Annotated in this window: 16 protein-coding genes and 3 pseudogenes; 8 read left to right on the top strand and 11 right to left on the bottom strand. The window is 58.7% G+C overall.

From position 1 onward, the window contains the following. Nucleotides 1-89 precede the first annotated feature (89 nt). From G8760_RS11705 to G8760_RS11690, 5 genes and pseudogenes are all read left to right on the top strand, one after another. The gene (locus tag G8760_RS11705) at nucleotides 90-1328 is read left to right on the top strand and encodes an alpha/beta hydrolase-fold protein (protein WP_166351047.1); all 1239 of its coding nucleotides are present in this window, start codon (nucleotides 90-92) and stop codon (nucleotides 1326-1328) included. A 203-nt stretch (nucleotides 1329-1531) separates the two neighbouring features. Next, nucleotides 1532-1729 (top strand): annotated as a pseudogene (locus G8760_RS31115) (DUF5060 domain-containing protein); the annotation flags it as partial. A gap of 21 nt (nucleotides 1730-1750) precedes the next feature. After that, nucleotides 1751-3199: an apiosidase-like domain-containing protein gene (locus G8760_RS11700; RefSeq protein ID WP_246222509.1), complete on the top strand. Its 1449-nt coding sequence runs from the start codon at nucleotides 1751-1753 to the stop codon at nucleotides 3197-3199. Between the two features lie 133 nt (nucleotides 3200-3332). After that, nucleotides 3333-6473 (top strand): class I adenylate-forming enzyme family protein, encoded by a 3141-nt coding sequence (locus G8760_RS11695; RefSeq protein WP_343074386.1) that lies wholly within the window; start codon nucleotides 3333-3335, stop codon nucleotides 6471-6473. A gap of 1336 nt (nucleotides 6474-7809) precedes the next feature. After that, nucleotides 7810-9108: a glycosyltransferase gene (locus G8760_RS11690; protein WP_166351189.1), complete on the top strand. Its 1299-nt coding sequence runs from the start codon at nucleotides 7810-7812 to the stop codon at nucleotides 9106-9108. A 403-nt stretch (nucleotides 9109-9511) separates the two neighbouring features. On the opposite strand, the gene G8760_RS11685 is transcribed toward G8760_RS11690, so the two are convergent. The 5 genes and pseudogenes from G8760_RS11685 to G8760_RS11665 all read right to left on the bottom strand — a co-directional run. Beyond that, a complete protein-coding gene (locus G8760_RS11685) occupies nucleotides 9512-9751 on the bottom strand; it encodes a tyrosine-type recombinase/integrase (protein ID WP_166351041.1) in 240 nt (79 codons plus the stop codon). Between the two features lie 223 nt (nucleotides 9752-9974). Then, nucleotides 9975-10187 (bottom strand): annotated as a pseudogene (locus tag G8760_RS31110) (site-specific integrase); the annotation flags it as partial. A 152-nt stretch (nucleotides 10188-10339) separates the two neighbouring features. Then, nucleotides 10340-12163, bottom strand: a complete 1824-nt coding sequence (locus G8760_RS11675; RefSeq protein ID WP_166351039.1) for an ABC transporter ATP-binding protein — start codon at nucleotides 12161-12163, stop codon at nucleotides 10340-10342. Next, a complete protein-coding gene (locus G8760_RS11670; protein ID WP_207782257.1) occupies nucleotides 12163-13908 on the bottom strand; it encodes an ABC transporter ATP-binding protein in 1746 nt (581 codons plus the stop codon). Before G8760_RS11670 ends, G8760_RS11675 begins: the two co-directional genes overlap by 1 nt. Nucleotides 13909-14251: 343 nt before the next feature. Continuing rightward, nucleotides 14252-14612, bottom strand: a pseudogene (locus G8760_RS11665) (IS21 family transposase); the annotation flags it as partial. A gap of 520 nt (nucleotides 14613-15132) precedes the next feature. Here G8760_RS11665 and G8760_RS31105 point away from each other — a divergent pair. After that, nucleotides 15133-15816, top strand: a complete 684-nt coding sequence (locus G8760_RS31105) for a glycoside hydrolase family 78 protein (RefSeq protein WP_166351035.1) — start codon at nucleotides 15133-15135, stop codon at nucleotides 15814-15816. An 18-nt stretch (nucleotides 15817-15834) separates the two neighbouring features. Then, entirely contained in the window at nucleotides 15835-16686 is an 852-nt protein-coding gene (locus G8760_RS11655; protein ID WP_246222507.1) for an ATP-binding cassette domain-containing protein, read from the top strand. Nucleotides 16687-16785: 99 nt separating this feature from the next. Here the strand turns inward: G8760_RS11655 and G8760_RS11650 are convergent, their stop codons facing one another. Together G8760_RS11650 and G8760_RS11645 are read right to left on the bottom strand one after the other, a co-directional pair. Further along, complete coding sequence (locus G8760_RS11650) at nucleotides 16786-17076, bottom strand: hypothetical protein (RefSeq protein WP_166351033.1); 291 nt, start codon at nucleotides 17074-17076, stop codon at nucleotides 16786-16788. Nucleotides 17077-17487: 411 nt separating this feature from the next. Further along, nucleotides 17488-17829, bottom strand: a complete 342-nt coding sequence (locus G8760_RS11645; protein ID WP_166351031.1) for a hypothetical protein — start codon at nucleotides 17827-17829, stop codon at nucleotides 17488-17490. Between the two features lie 265 nt (nucleotides 17830-18094). Here G8760_RS11645 and G8760_RS11640 point away from each other — a divergent pair, with 265 nt between their 5' ends. After that, nucleotides 18095-18814, top strand: a complete 720-nt coding sequence (locus tag G8760_RS11640) for an RES family NAD+ phosphorylase (protein WP_166351030.1) — start codon at nucleotides 18095-18097, stop codon at nucleotides 18812-18814. On the opposite strand, the gene G8760_RS11635 is transcribed toward G8760_RS11640, so the two are convergent. From G8760_RS11635 to G8760_RS11620, 4 genes are all read right to left on the bottom strand, one after another. Then, nucleotides 18811-19752: an AbiTii domain-containing protein gene (locus G8760_RS11635; protein WP_166351028.1), complete on the bottom strand. Its 942-nt coding sequence runs from the start codon at nucleotides 19750-19752 to the stop codon at nucleotides 18811-18813. The two genes, G8760_RS11640 and G8760_RS11635, sit on opposite strands and share 4 nt — an antisense overlap. Before the next feature lie 500 nt (nucleotides 19753-20252). Then, the gene (locus G8760_RS11630) at nucleotides 20253-20819 is read right to left on the bottom strand and encodes a DUF6036 family nucleotidyltransferase (protein ID WP_166351026.1); all 567 of its coding nucleotides are present in this window, start codon (nucleotides 20817-20819) and stop codon (nucleotides 20253-20255) included. Beyond that, a complete protein-coding gene (locus G8760_RS11625; protein WP_207782256.1) occupies nucleotides 20819-21337 on the bottom strand; it encodes a helix-turn-helix domain-containing protein in 519 nt (172 codons plus the stop codon). The genes G8760_RS11630 and G8760_RS11625 overlap by 1 nt, the downstream gene beginning before the upstream one ends. Nucleotides 21338-21735: 398 nt before the next feature. After that, nucleotides 21736-22524, bottom strand: coding sequence for a nucleotidyltransferase domain-containing protein (locus tag G8760_RS11620; RefSeq protein ID WP_166351024.1), 789 nt, complete (start codon nucleotides 22522-22524; stop codon nucleotides 21736-21738). Nucleotides 22525-22578 lie beyond the last annotated feature (54 nt).

The following is a 22578-nucleotide window of genomic DNA, read 5'->3' as shown; positions in this document are numbered from 1 at the left end:
GTGAAGTGGTTCTACGGCAGAGGTATCAACATGTGGCCGGATCATGACAAGTCAAAGGTGGAGAGGGCTCTAGTGAAGGGATGCAGCCCATGGGTGAGTTGGATGAATTGAGGTGGCGCCAGAAGGTTCCATCGCCCCGGATAGAAGCTCTTCGTAGGGAAGTGGAGGTCAGCCCCCACGCCACGGAGGAGTTCTGGGGAATGGTCAGAGACGCCGGCTCACCTCTGGTCGAGGAGATTCCGGACGAGCCCGATGCCCGTTGCGTCACATTTCTCTATCGAGATTCGAGCAGCGAACTTGAACATGTGGCGCTGTGCTGGTTCGTTGTCCTGTCTGACTTCGCGAACAACCTACTGCTCCGGGTGGGAGAATCGGACGTGATGGCGCTGAGTCTACGACTCCCAGTGGGGGTGCGGTCCGAGTATCTGCTCTCGCCCGATGAGCCCCTGAGGTCCGATATTGATCCACATCGATGGCGAGTCGACCCGTTGAACCCTCATAGGCTGGAAATACCGCATAATGAGTGGCGCCCAGATATTCCCACGCAGTATTCGCTGCTTGAACTCCCCGGTGCCGAAGAGCGCATCTGGAGCTTTCCGTCAGGGGACCGTGGCGGGAGGTCAGACATGCGAATTTACATCGACGACGGTGATGGAAGGGCTAGGCGGCTGTGGTTTCACAGGGTAGGATCATTCGCAACCTCACCTGAGCGACTCCTCATAATTCTCGACGGTTGGGACTTCCTTTTCTGTAAGAATACAGCTTCTGCATTGTCGAGGATGCATGAGCACGGCCATATCCCTACGACGGGCGTCGTCTTCGTAGATGCCGGTACTAGATTGATGCGAATGCAGGATCATTCGGAAATAAGCGCCTTCTCCGAATATTTGGCAACTAGGATCGTGCCAATTGCTGAGCGACACTTCGGACTTAAGCATGATGTGCGCGCCACTACTCTATGTGGGATGAGTAGTGGCGGATTTGTATCTCTCGCATCGGCGTTCCGCCATCCCGACACGTTTGGAAATGTCCTAGCCCTGGCAACCCCGGCTGAAATCCCTTCTGACGACCTGCCTGACGGATTGATCGGTGCGGCGGGAAAGGTCGCGCCTGACGAGCGGCCACGGATACATTTGCAGGCCGGTCTCTTAGAGGTCGACCCTCGCAGGTGGCCGGAGAGTCAGATACTCGGATCTAACCGGACCCTGTTCAAAGAGCTTGATTCGATGGGTTTCGATGTCGTGCTCGATGAGGTGCCGTGTGGTCACGGTATGACGGACTTCGCTGAGAGCATGGTCGGGGGAATTCGCCGTCTATTTGGGCGTTAACAGAAGGCTTCGGCGCTGGCATCGTGAAGACGATCGATTCCAAGCGGCGATACGTTGCGCGCGTTTAGTGTCCGGTTTCAGGGATGATCCGCCTTATGCAGAAGACCTCTGCGGTACTGCGACGGTCTTCGGCGAACGCTCTCGGATAAGTAGCTCGGAGCGTGCTAGCGGTAAAATGGCATCGAGTTGATGGAGTGTTGGTAATGAGGTCTTTTGAGGTTGCACAGCACAGGGTCGCAGAAGTCGGTCTTGGTAGTGCTGATGATGACGGATTTCACGCTGCCACGGTGGACGTTGTATTTGAGTCGCCAAACGGTGATACGAAGGTTGTTCCGGCGTTCGTGAGCTGCGGACAGTGGCGGGTTCGTTACTCTTCGGGAACTATCGGCACGCATAGATATCGAGCAAGCGTGAACGGAGCCATGAAAGCATTGACGCACCCGACCGGCGTCGTTGACGTGATCTCGGAGCCAAAGGCAAGCGGGGTGTTGCGGCACGGCCCAGTCCGGGTAGCGGATGACGGAAGGCATCTTGAACACGAGGACGGAAGTCCATTCTTGTGGCTCGCCGATACCTGGTGGCACGGCTTCACTGAAAGGATTTCCCAGAGAGAGTTTGGTGAGTTGGCCGGCACGCGCGCTCAGCAAGGGTTCTCCGTGGTGCAGATCGTAGCCGGCCTGTATCCCGAAACGATTCCCCTCGGCCCCGAGGGGCGAAGCACCAGCGGCTGGGTTTGGGAGGAGGATTTTAGCGCGCCGAACGTCTTGTGGTTCGACGAGGCGGACCGGAGGATCAGGGAGCTTCTCAAGCACGACCTCATACCATGCATCGTCGGGGCATGGGCCTACTATGTGCGGGTAATGGGCACGACGCGATTGTTGCGGCATTGGCGTGAGCTGATTGCACGTTGGGGCGCGTACCCCGTTGTGTGGTGCCTCGCGGGCGAGCCGCCATCCACATGGAAGCTTGAGCACGGCGACGACAATGCTGCGGACTCGCTAGGTAGGTCGATCGTCCCGCTCTTGGACCTGGACGAAGCCGCTGTCGCGGCGCAACTGGCCGGACTGAATGAAGTTGCGCGTGGAGTCCGAGAACTTGAACCGTTCGGGCGGCCAATAACCATCCATTCCATCCCGGCGAGGCAACCATGGGAGTTCCTTGAAGACGACCGCTTGGTGGACTTCTGGCTCTTGCAGACTGGGCACCAGGGTGTGCGTAGCCTGGCACCCTCGGTCGGGGCCCTGCACGAGGCGTTAGCACATGAGCCAACAAAGCCGGTGATTAACGGTGAATCCTGCTATGAAGGCATCGCGGGCTCCAGTTGGCAGGAAACTCAGCGCTTCCTGTTCTGGACACACATGCTGTCGGGAGCCGCCGGTCACTCGTATGGCGCTCATGGCATCTGGGCGTTCAACACTCCTGACCTTCCTGGGCTCTTTTCCGGGCTGGCGCCCACCTGGAAAGACGCCGCAGAGTTCCCTGGAGCGGCACAACTGGGCGTCGGGCGTCGCTTGCTACTCGAATTGCCCTGGCATGCGTTCAAGCCTCACCCGGAATGGGTTGAACCGCACTTTAGCGAGAAGGATCTGTGCCTTCCCTATGCGGCAGGCGTAGAGAATGGTCCTCGTCTCTTCTATTTTCCCGGCCATGGACTGATCGGTGATCAACTGTCGCTTGCCCAGGTAAGGCTGCGAGAACTCGGAGATCGGCGCTGGCGTGGACAGATCATCGATCCCAGAACCGGTAGTCCGGGACCTGACTTAGTAATCGAGTCAGATGACGACGGCACCGCGCTGCTTCAGAGCGGCTACCGCGGATGGGCTCCTCTGCCGAGCTGGGAGGACTGGCTTCTGCTGCTGCGGCCTGTCTGATCCTTGGCGATGGCGCGTCCTGGCATGACGGGTTGTCCGTGGATGGCAAAGGCGTCCGAGCTGTCACAGAAGACGCGTTGCCTGCCTGTTCTGCGCTTGTAACACGAAAGGTGAAACTCGTCCCGGCGCGCGGATGCCGCACACCTACCAGGCTCTTCGTATGGCACAACACACTACGGATACGACCGTGCCGGCCAGCCTCCGGGCACGAGCGGCGGAGCGTCCGGCTGACGTCGCGCACGAAGTTGTAGGTGTGGGCAAGCTGGAGTTCGGTCAATGGGAGAGGCGGTCAAACGCCCTCGCCAGAGGACTCTTGGAGCGTGGCGTGCAGCAGGGGGACCGCATTGTGCTTCCCTGCTCTCCGATGTCCTGGATCGACTATGCAGTTGCCTACGTTGGAGTCCAGAAGGCCGGTGCCATCGCGGTGCCGGTGCTTGAACTGCACGGCCAGCAACACATCACTCGACTGATTGTGGAGGCAGGAGCTGTCGGTGTGGTTGGAGGGCCGCATAGCTCTGCCGATGCCGCTTGGGCTCTCAGCAACGCGGAGCTAGAGGAGGGGCAGCTGGATACGCCAGTTGCGTTGGCCCTTGGTCCCGGAGATGACGCGGAAATCCTCTTCACGTCAGGAACTACTGGTGCACCCAAAGGAGTGGTCGCGACCCACGCTAGCGTGCTGTTCACGCACTCCAAGAGCAAGCGTCGTGGGGGGACCCGTCGGGTGTTGCACGCGCTACCGCCAGGAAGCCTGGCGGGCCAAGGACTTCTTCTGCAGCCCCTCGACATGACTGCGCACACAATTATTACCCTGCCGGAATTCAGTAACCGGGAGTTCCTCGCAGCAGTCGAAAATTATCATGCGACCGATGTCGTACTGATACCAGCTTTGGTCGGCTCGTTGGTAAGATTCGACAGCGCAACGGTCTTCGATCTATCGTCCGTGAAGGTCGTCAGGACGATGAGTGCACCGATAGCACCAGCTCTGCTAAGGAAGCTAGACGGCCTATTTCCGACTGCGGCGACTGTCAATATGTATACATCGACGGAGGCTTGGCCAGCGCGAACGCGTGTCCGGTACGATCCGATGCGTCCCGGATCAGTCGGCCGAGCCGACAGATCGGGCTCTATCAGGATCGTAAATGACCATGGAGATATCCTCGAACGAGGCATGCGCGGTCATGTGGAGTTGGGCATGGACGCGGCGCCGCGGCGACGTTACCTTAATGATCCTGAAGCATCAGCGAAGGTATTCCTTCCTGATGGATGGGTCCGGACCGGAGACATCGGGTATCTAGATTCAGACGGGTACCTTTATCTCGTTGATCGAAGCTCAGACCTGGTGATCTCAGGAGGCGTAAACATATCGACGATCGAGGTCGAGGCGGCCATTCGTGAATTCCAAGAAGTGATCGATGTTGCGGTCGTGGGGATGCCTCACCGAATACTTGGCGAGTATCTAGTTGCAGCGGTCAAGGTAGCGCAAAACTTCTCCACAGAAACATTTCAATCGTTCTTAGAGGAGCGCCTCGGGCCAATTAGGTCACCAAAGAGAGTCGTTGAAATAGAGGAAATTCCACGCAATGCAACGGGGAAGGTTCTCAAGAATAGTCTTCGCGAACAGCTTGCCAGTTACCTTCGTGGCAGCCGTGCCGTGCCAAGCGCGAGTACCCTGGAAGCCACCCTTCAGCGATTCTGGGCAGACGCACTAGGCGAGGAAGCTCCTAGTTCAAATTTGAGCTTCATCGAGATGGGAGGAACATCACTTGGCGCGATGGAGGTCGTCGGCCGTGTTCGGAGCGAGCTGAAGTTTGATATTAAGCAGCGTGACGTGCTAATGGCCACCAATCTGAGTGATTTCTGTGCACGAGTATTGAACGCTTCAACGGTCGGAGAAGCGCGTAGCCGACCAACGCGACAGGCTTACCGAAAGGAGACTCTCAATCTAGAGTACGGCCATCCTACCGTCTTCAGGCGCAATTTTCCGACCACGTACTCGCAGAGATGGTTCTTCTATGCGCACAGGGGGGAATGGTCGAAGGTAAATATCCCTGTACTCTTCCAGCTTCCAGAAGCGTACGACAGGACTGTGCTTGACTTAGCCCTAGAAGACCTTGTCGTGCGACACGAGTCCCTAAGGACGACGTTCATTCGTTCAGGTCATGGAGTTGAACAACTGGTCCATGAACGTGGGCGCATCGCGCTAGAAGCCTTCGATGGATTCGGGACAGAGCAGACTGGCGAAGAGGGATGGGTTCGGCACATTCAGGAGGCGATGTATTCGCCGTTCTACCTGCAGGGTGGATCGTTGGCAAGAGCCCGGCTATGCCAGGTTGAAGCAGATAGACATATCTTAGTGCTGAGCGCTCATCATACCATTTGCGACGGTTGGTCATCGGGGGTGATCTACCGTGACCTCGTCGAACTATACCGAGCACGGTATGAGCGTCGACTCCCCAGACTTCCTCGACTCGAAATGCAGCTTGCTGACTATGCACTGTGGGAGAACAGTGTTGATCTGGGCGAGTATAGGGAGTTTTGGAAAGGGCATATAGGGCAAAAGCGTCCCCGGTTGCGAATCGATGTTCCCTTTGACTCAGAAAACGGATCTGCGAGGATGAGGGGACGAAGGTGCGAGCCGATCCCGACCTCGAGTGCCCGCGAAATGCATACACTAGCGCGAGAACTCGGAACGACCCAAGCGCGAGTTCTCGGCGCGGTCGTGATCGCGTCGATTCGAGATTATATAGAGGGAACGGTGACAATTGGACTGGCGACGGCAAATAGAAGGCGAACGGAGTTCCTGAATGTGGTTGGCAACCTGGCAGACTTCTTACCGGTTCGTGTGGAAGTGCCAAAGAGTCTGACACTCCGAGAATTGGTAGCAGCCTTCGATGAGTCAGTGTCGGAGGCCTATGATCACTGGCTACCATTTGATTCCCTCTCAGATATGTTCGACGATCGCGACCGCCGAAGGCCACCGACGGATATAGCTATAAACTATATGCCGCGACCGGCGCGTAATATAGAGGATGGTGGGGTGCAGTTCCGAAGACTATTCGAGGATGAGGATTTTCATGAAACCGTCGATATCCCTGATCTTGTGATGGAACGATCAGATCTGAGAAGCGATATAGACTATACTTTCCATCCACAGCCAGACGGTTCAATTAAGACGACAATATTCGCGAATGTGGCGGTGCTGAGCGAAGCTCATGTCGACCAATTAGCAGTTAGATTAAGCGAAACCTTGCAACTGCTGAAGACTAGTAGTTAAAGGGCAAGGTCGCTAACCTGCTCGTTCTGCCGGCGGTATTTTGGGGGCTTTGGAGTGTCGGCATCGCGGAGCAGGAATGAGCTGGTGCTCTAATGCGCCACTGCGCAGAGATACATTCCGACGTTGCTGGCTCATCCAAATCGACCTGTAGGCGCGGCCTAAAGTCTCCGGTCTTGAACAAGGATCTCCAGATGGGGTGTCGAACGCGTGTGGTTATGGTGACCGGTGCTGCGATCGCGATGATGCCCTTATGTCGCGGTTGTTGGAGCGTGGGTATGGCAGTCGTGGTGCGACCGATCGGATGCGAGTGCGATGAGTACCCTGAACAGCTAACTGGTCAGATGCACGCTGGTCGAAGCAGGAACGTGTTGGACGGCTCGGGGTGTGAGCTTGACGCGGCCGTCAAGATAGACCGGCGTGGTTCTGATGGTCGCATGGCCGGAACCATTACCGGCGATGGTCGCGATGTCGATCATGGCGGAGCTCTCGGTCCCGTAGGTCTGCCCCTGCCGGTGCGGCCGAACTCTTTCACCTCGCATGGATTCACACCCGCGGGATGGTGCCGCAGACGGGCACAGCGACGACGCCTGGATCTGATCATTGACCGGCCAGCACACTTGCTAGCCGCCGAGCCTGCCGTGACAGTCGTGATGACGTACTTCTCGCCTACCCGAGCTGTCAGCATGCGGAAGCTCCTCGACCGAATGGCTCTCGCCCGGGTGCATAGGCTCCCTGGTGCGCCATCCTTTGGTATCGAGCCGCAGAGGGGCGATCTCACGACGCTGCAAGCTTCGCCCCGTTGACGGCATCAGAATCGGCGGATCCGGAAGACCTTTCGGAGAAGGTGATGCTGAGGCTCCCTGTCACGCTCCTCCACAACAATTCATCGCGCGACTTCGACCATGTGCTAAACGAGTACCATCTTCAATCCAGATCTGAGAGAGCTGAGCTTCGGAACACGGTGGCTGGTGGATGGCATAGCGACGTTAAAGTAGCCCCCTTGATGGGCAGGTCAAAAACGCCCAGAGTTGTGTTGTCGAGAGTCTGATAATCGGCGCTTAAGGAGACGCTGCAGAGGGTTTCGTCTGCCCTTCTTGAACGAGAATAGGTTGCATAAGGATGAAATCTGGAGGATGTGGCGATGTGAGGAACTGAAGCCTAATGACCTTCGGGTGATTTTACTCCTAGTTCAGGGAAGGGCATTTTGTATATTCTCTCCCTATCTTAACATTATTCGTGTCACGACATGATGGCCCCGGCGTTCTAAGGCCAATGCGGTGAAGGGAATTTGTATGGAGCAGGTAAGGTTTCCCCGAAAGGATAGGGGCAGGGTGTCATGAAGATTCTATTGATCACGCACGGCAGTCGCGGCGATGTGCAGCCGTTTGTTGCTTTAGCCAAGGAGCTACAGGGTGTCGGTCATGACGTGACGTTGGCAGGGCCAACGGCATCTGTTGGAATGGGCGAGCCATACTGTTCGCGGGTTGTGCGCCTTCACGATGGACCGAATGTCCTAGCTGATGATATCGAAGTTGTGCGTGGCCTTGAGACCAAATTCCGCGGCCTTCGAGGGAAGAGACACTTCTTTCGGACGATCCGCAAGACTCGTGCTCTTGTGCGGACCTATCTTGACGAAGTGGCGGAGATGGCTAGGAAAATCAAGGCCGATGGTCAGGTTCATGATGTAGTGATACACCACGTAACCGTCCCTGGGCACGACGTCGCCGAATATCTCGGCGTGCCATCCATTGTAGTGTGCCCCCAACCCTACTGGGTGGCGACCAAGGCGTTTCCAGATCCATCATTACCCTTCAAAATACCGTCGTTCCTGAACCGAGCCTCGTATATCACGAGCCCACTTGTCGTTTGGGCGTTTGCTGGTCGACATGCCGATTGGCGAAAGGCAGAGTTGGGTGTTGGTCAACGCCGTGGCGGGATGTTCCGACAGGCGGACGGCTCTCCGACCACGGTTCTGCATCCGTTCACGAAACACCTTCTTCCTGACGCGGTCGACTATCCGTCCTGGGTGCACACGACCGGGTTTTGGTACCTAAATGCCGACGAGGATTGGCAGCCGCCGGAATCCTTGGCGACATTTATCGATAGCGGTTCGCCGCCTATCTGCGTAACGTTCGGCAGTTCGGTAGCGTCGGATTCTGCGCGGCTGGGTAAGCAGGTCGGCGAGGCAATACGGTCCGCAGGGGTGCGGGCGGTCGTGGTCGAGGGATGGAGCGGGCTTGATGCGGCCGACCTCGGCGAGAGCGTGATTCTGACAAACAATATTCCCTATGACTGGCTATTTAGACACGTCAGCCTTGTCGTACATCACGGCGGAATGGGCACCACGGGGATGGTCCTTGCAGCCGGTAAGCCACAAGTTGTCTGCCCGTCGATCCCTGACCAATGGTTCAGTGCTCGGCGAATGCGCTCTCTCGGTATTGCACCAGGGCCGGTCGCTCAGAGGCGATTGACGGCCGATGATCTTACCAACGCAATCCAAGTAGCGCTGAATGATCCGGCGGCGAGGGCTGCGGCGCATGAATTGTCGACAAAGGTCAGGGACGAGCCTGGCGTGTCATCGGCAGTACGGGTAATTGAGTCAGTTGTACGTGAGGCTGCGATTCCTCAGGCATGAAGGTCCTTGTCGTATAGCCATAGATCGTGATCTTCATAGCGTGCTCACCACTCGGTGTTTGATAATCGCAATGTAGCGCTCGGCCTGATGGCGGCGGGATCGAGGTTGACTAATGCGGACGGCGCTCCTTGTTTTCGTCCGTGGCCGAGTGCAGACAACACGACTCCTTGCGGTGGCAGCGACGACCCGGCGGCGACGAGGCCGACTCCTGGTTGGTCATTAACCGGCGCTCCGCGGCGCATCTCCCTGTTGCCAGTCCGTAGCTCCGCGAGAGCCGGGGGCGGTGGTGTCATGCGGGCCCTCAACGAGCGATCGGTTCAGACCGTCACCCCGGCTTCCGCCGGGTTCCAACAACAAGCACCCTACGGGCACCCGTGAGAAGGATGGTGCCCTAGTAACCGAGCTACCGTGCGTTGACGGAGGTGTCGATGTCGGCGCGTAGGAGCGCCATCGCGGCGGTGTGTCGCAGCGTGTGTGGCGTGACGTGCTTGGTGTTGATGGACGGGCATTCGTTCCCGGCGGTAGTGGCGTGCTTGTTCACGAGTCGTTGCACCGCGTCGGGTGACGTGCGGCTCCCGCGTAGGGTGGGGAAGACGAATGCGGCCGGGTTGCTGCTGATCCCGGGCAGCCATGTTCGAAGCACGGCAGTGGGTCTGTTTCGTCAGTGGTGTTGCGCGGCCCTTCCTGCCCTCGTCGACGGCGTGGTCGCGGCGTCCGAACCATGTGGTGCGGTCTGGGGCTGCGGGCAGCGCTTCTGGCTCGTTGGCTGTGAGGTAGGCGACGACCGCTCGGTCGGTTCGGCGCTGTCGGACAGCCAGGACCTGGCTAGTCGTCAGGGCGTGTTCGGGGTCTCGGGGCATCGCATAACGGTAGAAGGAGTGGATCGCCGCGAGCCGCGCGTTGCGTGTTGCCGCGGAATTATGTCGGTCGGTGTCGAGGTGTTCGAGAAACGCCCCGAGGGTGACGGCGTCGAGGTCGCCGAGCACGAGGCTGCTCGGCCGTTTGTGGGTTCTGGCTGCCGCAGACACGAGTAGCAGTCGGATCGCGTCCCGGTAGGCGGCGATCGTGGAGCTGCTCACCTGGCGCTGACGAGCTGAATCCACTCGGTGCAACCAAGTACCCTGAGGCAGGTCAGCGTGGGCCAAGAAGACACCGTGAGCCGCTTAGCACCCGTCCTCGGGTAGAAGTTCGGATCCTGCATGCCACCTGCCGCCGAACAGGAGATTGGGGCCTATTTCGCAGGGGACCCAGGACGGTGCTTCGTAGGTTGGTAATTTGGTGACTGGTGCCGGAAATATGTGTTGAAGACCTCGCTGTAGCGGCCGCCGGAGTTGAGTAGCAGGGCATGGCTACCTTCTTCGATGATGCGTCCGTGGCCAAGGACAATGATCCGGTTAACCTGCTCGATAGTCGACAGCCGGTGAGCAATGATGATTGACGTGCGACCGGCGAGAACAACATCGAGCCCTTCGGAAATTTGTGCCTCCGTCAGCGGATCAACGCTGGCAGTCGCTTCGTCTAGGACTACGATGGCCGGGTCCTGAATCATGAGCCTGGATAGCGCTACGAGTTGGCGTTGTCCCATGGACAGGGCCTGGCCGAATTCGCCGACGTTCGTCTCTAGTCCGTCGAGGAGACCATCGAGCCAGTCGCCACCGGCGATCTGGCGTGCTGCGGCTAGTACTTCCTCATCTGTAGCCGTAGGGCGCGGATAGCGAATGTTGTCGGCGACCGTACCGCTGAAGAGAAAGGGCACCTGGGGCACGGCGCCTACATGTCGGCGGTACTCGCTCAAATTGAAGCTGCGGATGCTGCGGCCGTCTATCAACAATTCGCCACTGGAAAATTCATAGAAACGGGCAATTAGCTTTGACAGGGTCGACTTCCCTGCGCCGGTGTGGCCTACCAAGGCAACTGTCTCGCCGGCATCGATGGTGAGGTTGAAGTCGCGTAGCACGGGTGCATTTTGCTCATAGCCGAATGTCAACTTTCGGAACTCGATGTGTCCGGCCACGTTGCCGACCGGGTGCGAGTCTTGCTGGACGACCCTTGGAGCGGCGTCTATTAGTGCGAACACACGTTCTGCTGCCGCGAGGCCCTGCTGAAACTGTGACCAGAACGCCGCGATGGCGGTGAGAGGCAGCCAGAAGAAGGCGACTGCCTGAAGGAATAGGTACCAATCACCAGCGCTTAGCCGCCCGTCAAGGACGGATGTGCCACCGAGCTGTACGAGCATTACTGTTGCAAGGCCAGCAACGAGAACAAGTATGGGGAGCATGGCGGAAAAGACGAAGCCTTGCCGTAGAGTTACCGCGTAGCTCTGATAGTTGATCGGCTGGAATTCCGAGTAGACGGTGTGTTCTTGGCGGAAGTTTTTTACGACAGAGATGCCTCCCATGACCTCCTGGGTGTTTGCGTTGACACGAGCAAGGGAGCGTTGCGCGTGCTGGGTGCTTCGCCGGGCGATTCGCCGGAACAGCAGAGCGAGGCCTATGATGATTGGCATTACCAGCAAGGTCAGAAAGGCCAATTCGGCGTCCCGTAGGAAGAGTAGGACCGTGATAAAGCCTACCATCAGCACCTGGCTGAGTAGGATCATGGTGAGATGGACAACGTTAGCAAAGTCCTCAGTATCAGATGTTATCCGGCTGACGATCTTTCCGGATGGAAATTTGTCATAGAAAGACATGTCCCGCTCGAGCGCCGCATCGAATGCGTCATTCCGCAATTTGAGGACCACGTCGCCTGTGACTTTTGCGCTGAACCATTGGCGGAAGAAGCTGAATGTCCACGCGAGTATGCCAATAAGGAAGATAGCTCCGGTCAGCAAGAGCCCAGTATCGGCGATGGAATCCGCCTCCATTGAGTCGACGCCTAGGCTAATCAACAAAGGAACGGCGGACTGCGTCAACGAATGCAGTACGATCATCACTACGACGAATATCATGGCTGGTAACTTTAATCGGAAGTATCCTAAAACTCGGCGCAAGAGTTCAATGTCGCGGTACGTGCGATCGTATCGTTCGACATCGAGGCCGTCCAGAATGAACGCCATTAGGCCACCGGTTTCTGGTCAGGTCCATTGGTATTACCGGTTCCAACGGAGAGCCTAACCTCGTTATAGCGCGCGAAGAGTCGTCTGTAGAGTGAGCACCGCTGGAGTAGTTCGTCATGTCCACCACAATCGACAACCTGGCCTCGCCGTAGTAAAACGACCTTGTCGGCCCGGCGAATCTGGGAGAGCCGGTAGGTGATGAGCAACGTTGTTCGCCCAGCCGACATGCGGTTTATGGCCGTCTGGATCCGGTCTTCAGTCGCCGAGTCGATGGCGCTGGTGGAGTCGTCTAGGACTAACACCGCTGGATTGGTGATCAGCGCGCGGGCGATAGCGAGCCGCTGGCGTTGCCCGCCCGATAGGTTGACACCCCGGTCTCCGAGGACGGTGTCAATATTATGGTCTAGCTCTTTAATGAACTCATGGGCTTGTGCGTCCTTGATAGCTTGCTCCACGTCGAACCGATCAGCGCGTTGGCCCAGACTGAACGCGATGTTCTCCGCGACTGATCTTGAGAAGAGTACGACGTCTTGCTCGATGGTCGAGATCTGCGATCTGAGCGAATCGAGGTTCCATTCTCGAATATCAACGCCATCGACCAGGATTCGACCAGAATGGACATCGTAGATTCGGGGAAGTAGTTTGGTCAGCGTGCTTTTGCCGGCGCCGGTCTCACCAACGATTGCTACGGTCTCACCGGGCTTCGCAACGAACGTTACGTTGTTCAGAATCGTGGCGCCATCGTCGTAGCCGAATGTCACGTTCTCGAATACAATCTCGCCACGCATCGGCGCCTGGTGGCCGGCCGGATTGTGATCGAGCTCGGTGGCGGTATTCATTACGGTCAGGATGCGTCTGGCTGAGGCAATGCCAAGCTGTACCACAGGGTAAGTGATCAGCGACACCATAGTTGGGACACTCAGCAGCCAGAAGAGCCCCATAAATGCCACGACGTCGCCGAGCGACAGGGCGCCGGCGTCGTACAGGACCAGCCCATGCCACAATGCGCCGGCCAGAGCGACGGCGAGAAGGAGCGTTGGCAAGTATCGAGCCTGAATGAGACCATTGCGTACGAACGAGTCCCGATAGCGACGAGCGTTTTCACCGAATCGGCGCCGTTCTTGCGGCTCTTGCGCGGCGACCTTCACGACCTCGATGCCGCGGACCACTTCGTTGAGGCCAGCATTGAGATCTCCAAACTGACTTCTCATCCGCGTAGAGACCGGACCGAGCTGACGCATGTAGTGCCACAGGGCGAGGACGAACATAGCTAAGAAGAGCGTAGGTACCAGAAGTAGGCGATGGTCGATGGCTGCAATGAACAGCAGCGCGATGAAGCCTTGCATGCTGGAGTCTATGATCTGGTCCAGTCCTGGATTGACCATCTGCGACAACTGGCGGATGTCGTTGGCAACACGAGCCATAAGGTCGCCCACCCGTTGACGATTGTGGAACGTGTGGCTCTTGCCAAGTAGGTTTAAGTAGAGTTCGTCGCGTGCATCTCGTTCGAGGCGCTTGGCGAGGACCTGACTGGTCAGGCGGGCGGTGAGGTCAAATCCGCCACGCGCAACGACCGCGGCAAGCAAGGCTAGCGAGACGACGGCCAGACCACCAGCTCGGTCAGGCCCGGTGCCCAGTACGGCGTCGAACGCGCGGCCTGTAAGGAGGGGCACTGCCGAGTTCACGGTCACGGTCACTGCCGAGCCAATGACGAAGACCGCCAAGATGAGCAGATGCCGCCGCATGTGCGACCATATCCAACGAATTGGGCCGCGCCGGTTCGACCTCTTCGTATCAGCGAGAGTGAACTCCGACTTCAGCATGGGCACAAGCGACGTCCGACAGGGCCAATGATTGCGGGTTTCTGAAACGTAGGGGTGAACGCACGTCGATGGGCAAGCAGAGAAACGGGAGTCCACTCGTCAGCTTCTATCCATGGGCTGCATACGTCCATGTTGCGAATTCAAGCTGACAAGCGTCCCGCGGAGAAGGATGCCGTTTCCGGCGCGGTGTCGTCACAACAGCCAGGTTCAGGGCCCCGACGGGTCTGGCTCGAGCTTCATGATCGAAAACAATCCGTCGTAGCTGCTGCAGCCACAGTCCCGGCTCGGTGACCCAGGGCCGGTAGACGCGGCGCCGACTGAGCCGGCGCTGATTCTTGGCCTGGGCGACCGTGCGTCGGGTGGTGCGCTCGCCGCCGGCGAAACCAATCGGGGTGATACGCCGGTGCACGACGCCCGCGCGGAATCTACCATCGCAAGCGGACCGCCAGCTCCTCGATCTTCGGGAGGACCTCATCGATAGCGCGGGCGCGGTGCCGCCGCTGATTGGGAGGCTGCCCGGCAGCCCGCATCTTCACATACCGGGCCACAGTGTGATGGTCACGGCCAGCAAGCTCGGCTGCGGCACGGTAACTGCCCGTGAGGTCGTAGGTCTCGAGTATCTCCATGATCGCCCCCTACTGTTCTTCACCGATCGACTCTTGCCGACCGGATCTGGATGGGCTCCAGCGGGCAGATAGCTGGCCGTCCATGGGGAAACGATGGCCATCAACCAGGCCCCAAAGTGGCCACCTATGGGGAGGTGGCCATAGCCGCTGTCACAGGCATGGCCGCGGCCAGGTCGTGTCATGGGACCCCTCTATTCGATAACAACTCCATGGGTAGGGGGAACGTTGCAAAGCCGTGACTGATCAATATGGTACCTGACCAGGCCTTAGTGGCATTTCCGTTACCGAAACACATGTATCGAAAACCTCACCAAAGCCTAGCTTGCGAGATTACGGAGGTTGAAAAGCACTGTTCAATTAGCCACACTAACCCCACGGGCCGATCCACAGCCAGGCAACCAACTCATACCCCTGTGACCAGGGCGTTCAGCAGCTCCATCGACTGTTGACTGATAATCACGGGCTTGTCAGCATCGCTCGTTATCCGGATGAGGCACCAGTGATCGAATGGAGGTTGTCAATGACCGCGCCGACGCACTTGAAAGTGGAGCATCTGGATCACCCGCTAGGGCTCATGATGCACCAGCCACGCCTGTCGTGGCACCTACCGGACGGTGCTCGGTGTCAGCTCGCCTATCAGTTACGCGCAGGGGAATGGGATTCAGGTCAGGTGGAGTCCGCCACCTCGATACTGGTGCCGTACGACGGTCCAACGCTTCGGTCGGGGCAACGGATCGACTGGACCGTACGAGTCTGGACTGATCTCGGGCAAAGCGACTGGGCCCAGCCAGCCTGGTGGGAAATGGGCCTGCTCAGCATCGACGACTGGGAGGCGCAATGGATCGAGCCACCGCACACCACAAGAGAACCCTCGACGCCACGACACCCAGCATGGTACCTGCACACAACCTGCACCCTGCCCCACAACATACAACGAGCCCGCCTCTATGCCACCGCCCACGGCATATACGAACTCGCCATCAACGGCAAACGAGTAGGCAACGCAGAACTAACCCCAGGATTCACCAACATCGTTGACGGCGATTCATTCAAGCCGCAGCTCAAGTCTATGGCCAACTGCCGGTCTTTGACGAGTGCCCTATTGGTGGGTCTTGCGGCATCCGGCGGCGTACCCCTCGGGCAGCTTAATGGACTGCGGGGCCGCGCTCCACCGCTCACATCACGTGGGGGGATGCCTCGATGACCTAAAATACCTAGATTTATGCTGGAGGCGGCCATGACTGAGCAATTACTACGGCTCGTTAACCTCACCGTTAGCTACCCTGGCCGACGAAAGAATGATGCGGTGCAGGTGGTCAAGAACGTCGATCTTCACCTTGATGAGGGAGAGACGTTGGGACTTGTAGGAGAGTCAGGGTCGGGAAAGTCAACCATTGGAAACGCTATAGTCGGCCTGGTTGCGCCCGCGCAGGGGCATATTCTTTTTCGCGGCCGTGACATTACTCACGTTTCTCAACGTCAACGCCAGGAAATTGGTCGAGATATCCAAATCATTTTTCAAGATCCGTACAGTTCGCTCAACCCATCCCGAAACATCGGTCAGACATTGGGTGAACCTCTCCGTGTCGTACAGCGGCTTCATCGGAGTGAGGCGGCGGAGCGTGTTCGCGAGGTGTTAACTCAGGTCGGCATGCCGGTCGACGCCGCAAGTCGGTATCCGGCTGAGTTCTCTGGGGGGCAGCGCCAGCGTATTGCAATAGCGCGCGCGCTAGTGCTGAGGCCGAGCCTGATAGTTTGTGACGAGCCAACGAGTGCACTCGATCTCTCAGTGCAAGCTCAAATACTTAACCTACTCCTAGATCTGCAATTGCGTCTTGGACTAAGCTACCTATTCATCTCACACGACATCGACGTCGTCCGGCACATGTCTCACCGCGCTGCTGTTCTTCTTCAGGGGAACGTAGTGGAGCAGGGGCCGGCAATGGATGTGACTGATAGGCCTGCCCACCCGTACACCCGTAAACTGATCGCTGCGGTACCTAGAGCCGATGAGCATGCGTACATTAGCGAACCGCTAGAAGAGCCGAACTACATTGCGCTTTCCTCTACTTAGCCGACGAAGTTTCGGTGACCCTGTTCGGAACTACCGTCGCGCCACGACGTCGTTCGGTATCGTATGCCCAGCCCTATGTTCAGTTGGTAGATCTTGCTATCAACGGGGGCTGTCATCACGACGCTGGTCCACGTTTGTGTCCCAGTTGACGCCGGGGTTGACGGAATGCCGGAGCGGTAGAGTCTGCAGTAGCTTCTCATATGCCTGCGCGCCACTGGTCAACATCCCCAACAGATCTGTCTGGCGAAGAGAGCAAACCAGCCTACGGGCATCTTGATCGACCACGAAGACCTGTTCTGATCTGACCTGGGCGATGAGCTGCAAGCACTCGCTGATCGTTGAGGTAACTGGCAGCATCACGGGGGACGCATCTGCAATCGGCTTCGCCATTTCCCCACTCCTTCCGGGTGGATTGTCTAGTTCTAGGCTGACATCTCGAGGCTCGATGCGCGAGGGGACCACTTCCGGAGCGGATGCCCCGTGAATCATGCGGCAGGAGCGGAGTGCACATCGGACCTTCATGCGTCAGTCTAGCCCGCGCGAAGTGATAACAGCGGCAGTGAGAAATGAGTCAGAATTGGTTACAGGATAACTAGGTGATGGGTGCTAATTAGGCCGAGGTGGGCGGGGTCGAATTAGTGAAGATGATGTATTGGACGTCCAAGAATTGTCCGCTCGTGCGGATTGTCGCTTTATCTCTACCCAAGGTATCGAATTGTTCACCCGTCCGGAAGGGTGTCCGTAATGTTGGAGAAGCTTTCTCAGTGCGCCTTGGTGAAGGGTCTCAGGGGACATGTCGCTCTAATTGACGCGCATACTTAGATCGTCCATAGGTTGTATTGGCAGGTAGCCGGCTGCAGAAATGGGTTCGCGATCAAGAAAGATCGCTGTCCAGTTCTCGGGATTGTCCATGAAATCGACTACCGTCTCGGCAGCTGCTTCCCAGGCCTGCTCATCCCAGCTATCTCCCCGCTCAGCCAAGTATTCGGAGAGGGCAAATTGCAGGAATAGGCTGCGGACAGCATAGATCGACTTCACCCCAGCGGGCCAGTCGGCGCGAGCTCTGCACCTGAGTATGAACCGGTCAGCTGCACGGAGTGTTCCCTGGATCAGCTGTGAGTCGATGTCGAATGGTGTCGCCATGACGGCCTCCACTGTTTGAAACTGTCATATCATAGATAGAACCGTAGCAGTTCGACGATGCTGTTGAGTAGCGTCTGACGTTCCTTTGGGGAAGGGCTGCGGTTCAGGCCAGGGCGCGTTAGGGTGCGTGCCCATGCTTGGTACGCAGGGCCACAGAGGAGGATCGTCGCAGGTCAGCACGGTACAGGCACGTCGACGTCAGGAGCCACAACGGCTCGGAGCCTTCCTAGCGAACTTACGGCACTACGTCGACGGGCAGCTGGGTTTGCTCGTCGAAGTGTCCGCCCGCACGGAGTTCTATAGCGGGCGGCTCATGGATCGACCGGGTGTTCTGGAGCCGACCGTCAAGGAACTGCGCCCCGCGCCTTCGAGGAAGGCGTCTGCCAACCGTATGAGTCCCGCGGGCATCTCGATGTTCTACGCTTCCGCCGACCCACAGACTGCGATCGCGGAGATTGCAGGTCACGGCCCGGAGCCGTACGCTATGATCGGCCGATTCCTCAACACCCGGCCGTTGAGACTGCTCGACCTGACTCGTGCCCCGGCGATGCCGGGCTACTTCGACGTGCAACGACACGGCGAGCTTCGGATGGCCATATTCCGCCGGTCATTCGTCGCGGCGATAACGAGACCGGTGATCCCCGATGGCCGCCAACATATTGAGTACACCCCGACGCAGGTGATCACCGAGTATCTGCGTCTCGTGCCTGAGACCATTATCGACGGCATCGCGCTCCCCAGCGCACAGACTGATGAGAAGACCTACGTCTTGTTCTTCAACGGCGAGGACTGCGCAGCCGCCGAAGAACTTAACCTGGACGGGACGCGACCCCTCAGCCCGCAGCTCGCCTCAATCGGCTCTGACGAGCCACCGACGTTTACCCTTGCTCACGATGACGTCCAAGTGTGGAGGGTGCGGCGCGCGTATGAGGGTGAACTGTTCGAGCCGTACGGTGCTCGCCGCCGCAGCGACGTCGATACCTAGGAGAAGACCCCCGGGAATGCCTGCTTTAGCAATGCCACCAGGCCGTCGTACGCTGCGTTGCCGGCCACGCCACCCGCCAGCAAGTATCCGCCATTTTTGACCCGGTCCAAGAAGCGGCGGGTGGCCTCCGCGGGCTGATTGCCGTCGGTCCGGAGGGCCTCGGCGAGAGACTCAACTCCGTCGGGCTGGAGGAATGTGGTGGCCGCCCGAAGGAGTCCGTCGATATCGCCGGGATCGACCCGAATCGCCGTGGCACTCTCACCGGATGCAATGGTCGCGTGGTCACCGATCGTGATGGTGGACCCGTTGGCGAACAGCTGAGTGAGGTGGACCTGGACCTCGCGTTCCAGGCGGGGCTCGTCTGCGGTTGTGGGCCCACCTGTGTCGCCAACCTGCGGCGAAACATCTTCGAGGCTCAGCGCGAGATCCAGAGCAGTCGACTTCACCCGATCGAGGATCCCCGTCAGGTGGGTACGGGGCATGGTCACGCCCGCATGGTTCAGGATCATCATCTCCATGCTTGGCACCTTGCCCTCCTCTGCTAGCTGCCGATAGAGGGCGATCCACGCAACAGGTAGCGTCAATTGTGGGTCCGCGTCGCCGCGAGTCAGCGCTTCGAGTTCGGCCACTGGTTCACGGAAGGCCATGCCCTCCATGACATTCGAAAGTCGGTCTGGCAACTCGGCGGCGGTTAGGGATCGCGATATTGATCCGCCCATTAGACCGTCGTACTGAAGCTTGATTGGCAGGTGCCGCCCGGCACGGTATGTCGGGACCTCGGCATCGCTCGCATAACCGTTGAGTTCACCCCTCAGCCACTGGCTGAGTTCGTCCGCACCTATCCGACGGCTGACGACGAGGAGCCTGCGAAGCGCGTCGGGCAGCGAAACGTTGGGATCTGACAACGCTTCGATCGCGTTCTCCATCGCGGTGGGCACGGTCAATAGTCTGCCGTTACAGATAGACAATTCGACTACACCACGCCGGTCGTCGCAGACTTGCGCTGCGACGATTATCCTCTGGGTATCCCGGCCGCGATCGTCGGCTCTCTGATCGGTCACTCTGTCACGCTGCGGATGAAGGGCGATCTCGATCGCGACATAAGAGACCGCCACGCCTAGCAGGGCCGATCGGAAAGCCGCAGGTCAGGCGGTTCGGTCGAGGATGGTGCGCGTGTGGCAGGTGGTCAAGTCCCCCCTCGGACACTCCGTAGGTCTCTGACCTGCATGAATGCTCTAATGTTCGGTGTATCGCCGACTTGAACCACCACGCAGGCGCTTGGTGGACCGACAAGCTCGGGTGAATTGTCATCGCTCAGGTTCGCCTGGGTATGGGTAGCCGGGAACCAGAGTCTGCGGTATGCATACCCCGATGCGTCGGCTCGAGCACACCAAGGGAGGGCGGCTTCCCGGATTGGTCTGGTTGGCTCCCGCTTTCGTTAGGCTTGCTGGGGTTTGAGCCATGACAGTGCTCGTTCGCGTGCTGAGGTGTGGGTGTTGGGGACCGTGGCCAGACGCGCTACGACAAGGTCACGGTCGACGAGTCCGGCTTCGAGGAGTGCGGCGACGAAGTTGCGGTCCTTCTCGCGGAACGCGCATAGCTTGGCGGCACAGAGGTCTTCTTTGTCCACGCACCAGCCGGTGAAGCGTGGCCGGCCGGCGGGTGCGGCGGTGTTGGCGTTTTGGACCTTGACGAGGCGTTCGCGCCATCCGTCGGGCAGGACGGAGGTGTCGAGGTCGACGCCGTCGATGCTGAAGCCGTGCAGTTCCTGGAAAGAGGAGAATTCGCCGGCGACACCTTCGATCAGGTCGGCAAGCTGGGCCGTCTCTGTGTTGGTGTTGGCGATCGGGAGGATATCGACCTCGATTGACATGGTGGCCTCGGCAGGCAGCTCTTCCTCGTCGAAGGTGGCGAGGATTGCCTGGGAGCCGGCCACGATCACTTCGGGTTGGTCGATGATCTGGCAGGCGGTGCGGATGGCGTGTTCTAGCTGGTCGCGTCGCATCAGGCGGGTGTTCGGAGCGCGTCGGTGCGTTCTTGTGGTGATAGCAGTCCGCTCATGGGTGAGACTTCGCGCATCTCGATGGAGTCTCGGTCGAGTCCGGTGAGCACGCGATGCAGCTGGGGGAGGTCGCTGTTGTCTATCAGTTGTTGCCAGCGGTCGAGATTGCGAACATGTGGCTGGCCGCGTACTTGGCTTGTGAGGCGGTTCAGGTTACGTTCGATGGCCGGGCGCCATTCGTTCAGGCTCGACCGGTTGAGGTGCGTGGAGAGGCGGCGGTGCAGTTGCCATGAGCGCCGTTCGGATCTGGTGAGTGTGGGCTGGACCGGCTTGCGTACGACCTGTAAGCGGTAGCCCATGCAGGAGAGCAGTCGGTCGAGTTGGTCATCGCTGAGGTCGATGGTGCCGGACATGAACTTGCTGATGCTGGGCTGTCGGACGCCGCTCAACCGGGACAGCTCGGACTGGGTGGTGCTCGTTTCGAGCATCACCTCACGCAGCACGTCGTTCCTGTCGGACACAGCACAACTATAGCAAGGAAAGCTATAAGGGCCGATTGTGCGGACTCTTCGGCGACGGGCCGGTCCCGGAACGGTCCGACTCGGCGAAACGCTGGTCAACTCCCTAGCGGGAGCGCCGTGTGTGGTGGGTGGCCAGGTCGTATTGCAAGTCTCTGAACTGCATGAATGCGAGTATGTTGACTCGGCGGGGACTTGGCCCATGCACCTGCTTTGTGGGTCTACGTGGTTGCGTAATCCATGTCGTTGCCGGTGTGGGCGGATGTGACGTGGTCGGGGCTGCCGCCTGCGGCACTACCTAGATCAGTCCGTCAGCGCGCGGATGCGGTAGTTGCGGAAGCCGCTCAAGCCAGTGGGAGCAGGCCCGATTACCACGCTGGCGAGTACTGCCAGGGTGCTCTTTAGGGGAGGTCCACCTGGATTGTTGCACGTAGGTGCTTTCGCAATGCGTCTTCCAATGGGGCGGGCCATGGTGCCCCTAGTCGGGCCATGAGGTTGCGCGCGGTGGGAAGGAAGAGGTCGGCGCATGCGAGGTGCACCGCCAGCACACTTTCGCGCGTCGCAGCCAGCGCGGGCAGGTCTGCCAAACCTCGAAGCTGCTCGTCTTGGAGAGTTCTCTCCAAGCTCAGTGCACCACCGCGATCTTCAGCCACAACGTCCTCGATGGAAAGCTGCACAAGCAGTCCTCGCAGAAGACTGGCACCAGAGACGCCAACCACGAAGTCCTGGCGGCCGAGGACGACCGGTAGGAGTCCCATCACCCTGAGAAATTCGACAACTAGCGAGGAAACTTTCTGAGGGTCGGGCTGCAATAGATCGCCTACGGGCTTGAACTGTGCTGTGATGTTTGCCCGGTCGAACAGTGTCTTGTGTGTCGTCCGGGAGCGGGTCGACGCGTCGTCGGGCACTCCGATTGACACGTCGTAGCGAAACCACTCGGGCGTGATGTGTGTGAATGTCGTGCCGAAGACGGCTTGGCGAAGTACCGTGGGCCCAATGCGATCGGAGGTCGCAGGCCACTCTTTAACGAAGGCGTCCTTGTCCGCGGTGGTGACGACTAGCCATACGTCGACATCGCTGAACTGATCCTCTGTCCCGCGCCCTCGGCTTCCCGATAGCCAAGCGCCTAGAACGCGTTGATCCTCACGAAGAATGTCAGTGATACGTGTGATGAGTTGGTCTTGGTCCACGGGGCAACTCCTCTGACGCAGATCCTAAATCCGGGCAGGCTAACACCCGGCGCT

Source organism: Phytoactinopolyspora limicola, assembly GCF_011320225.1.
GTDB classification, from domain to species: Bacteria; Actinomycetota; Actinomycetes; order Jiangellales; family Jiangellaceae; genus Phytoactinopolyspora; species Phytoactinopolyspora limicola.
This window is presented reverse-complemented; position numbering and strand designations above follow the sequence as displayed.

Excerpts from the sequence above, each read along its gene's own strand:
- G8760_RS11705 (WP_166351047.1), top strand. The coding sequence starts at position 90 with ATGGGTGAGTTGGATGAATTGAGGTGGCGCCAGAAGGTTCCATCGCCC.
- G8760_RS11700 (WP_246222509.1), top strand. The coding sequence starts at position 1,751 with ATGAAAGCATTGACGCACCCGACCGGCGTCGTTGACGTGATCTCGGAG.
- G8760_RS11695 (WP_343074386.1), top strand. The coding sequence starts at position 3,333 with ATGCCGCACACCTACCAGGCTCTTCGTATGGCACAACACACTACGGAT.
- G8760_RS11690 (WP_166351189.1), top strand. The coding sequence starts at position 7,810 with ATGAAGATTCTATTGATCACGCACGGCAGTCGCGGCGATGTGCAGCCG.
- G8760_RS11675 (WP_166351039.1), bottom strand. The coding sequence starts at position 12,163 with ATGGCGTTCATTCTGGACGGCCTCGATGTCGAACGATACGATCGCACG.
- G8760_RS11670 (WP_207782257.1), bottom strand. The coding sequence starts at position 13,908 with ATGCGGCGGCATCTGCTCATCTTGGCGGTCTTCGTCATTGGCTCGGCA.
- G8760_RS31105 (WP_166351035.1), top strand. The coding sequence starts at position 15,133 with ATGACCGCGCCGACGCACTTGAAAGTGGAGCATCTGGATCACCCGCTA.
- G8760_RS11655 (WP_246222507.1), top strand. The coding sequence starts at position 15,835 with ATGCTGGAGGCGGCCATGACTGAGCAATTACTACGGCTCGTTAACCTC.
- G8760_RS11650 (WP_166351033.1), bottom strand. The coding sequence starts at position 17,076 with ATGGCGAAGCCGATTGCAGATGCGTCCCCCGTGATGCTGCCAGTTACC.
- G8760_RS11645 (WP_166351031.1), bottom strand. The coding sequence starts at position 17,829 with ATGGCGACACCATTCGACATCGACTCACAGCTGATCCAGGGAACACTC.
- G8760_RS11630 (WP_166351026.1), bottom strand. The coding sequence starts at position 20,819 with ATGCGACGCGACCAGCTAGAACACGCCATCCGCACCGCCTGCCAGATC.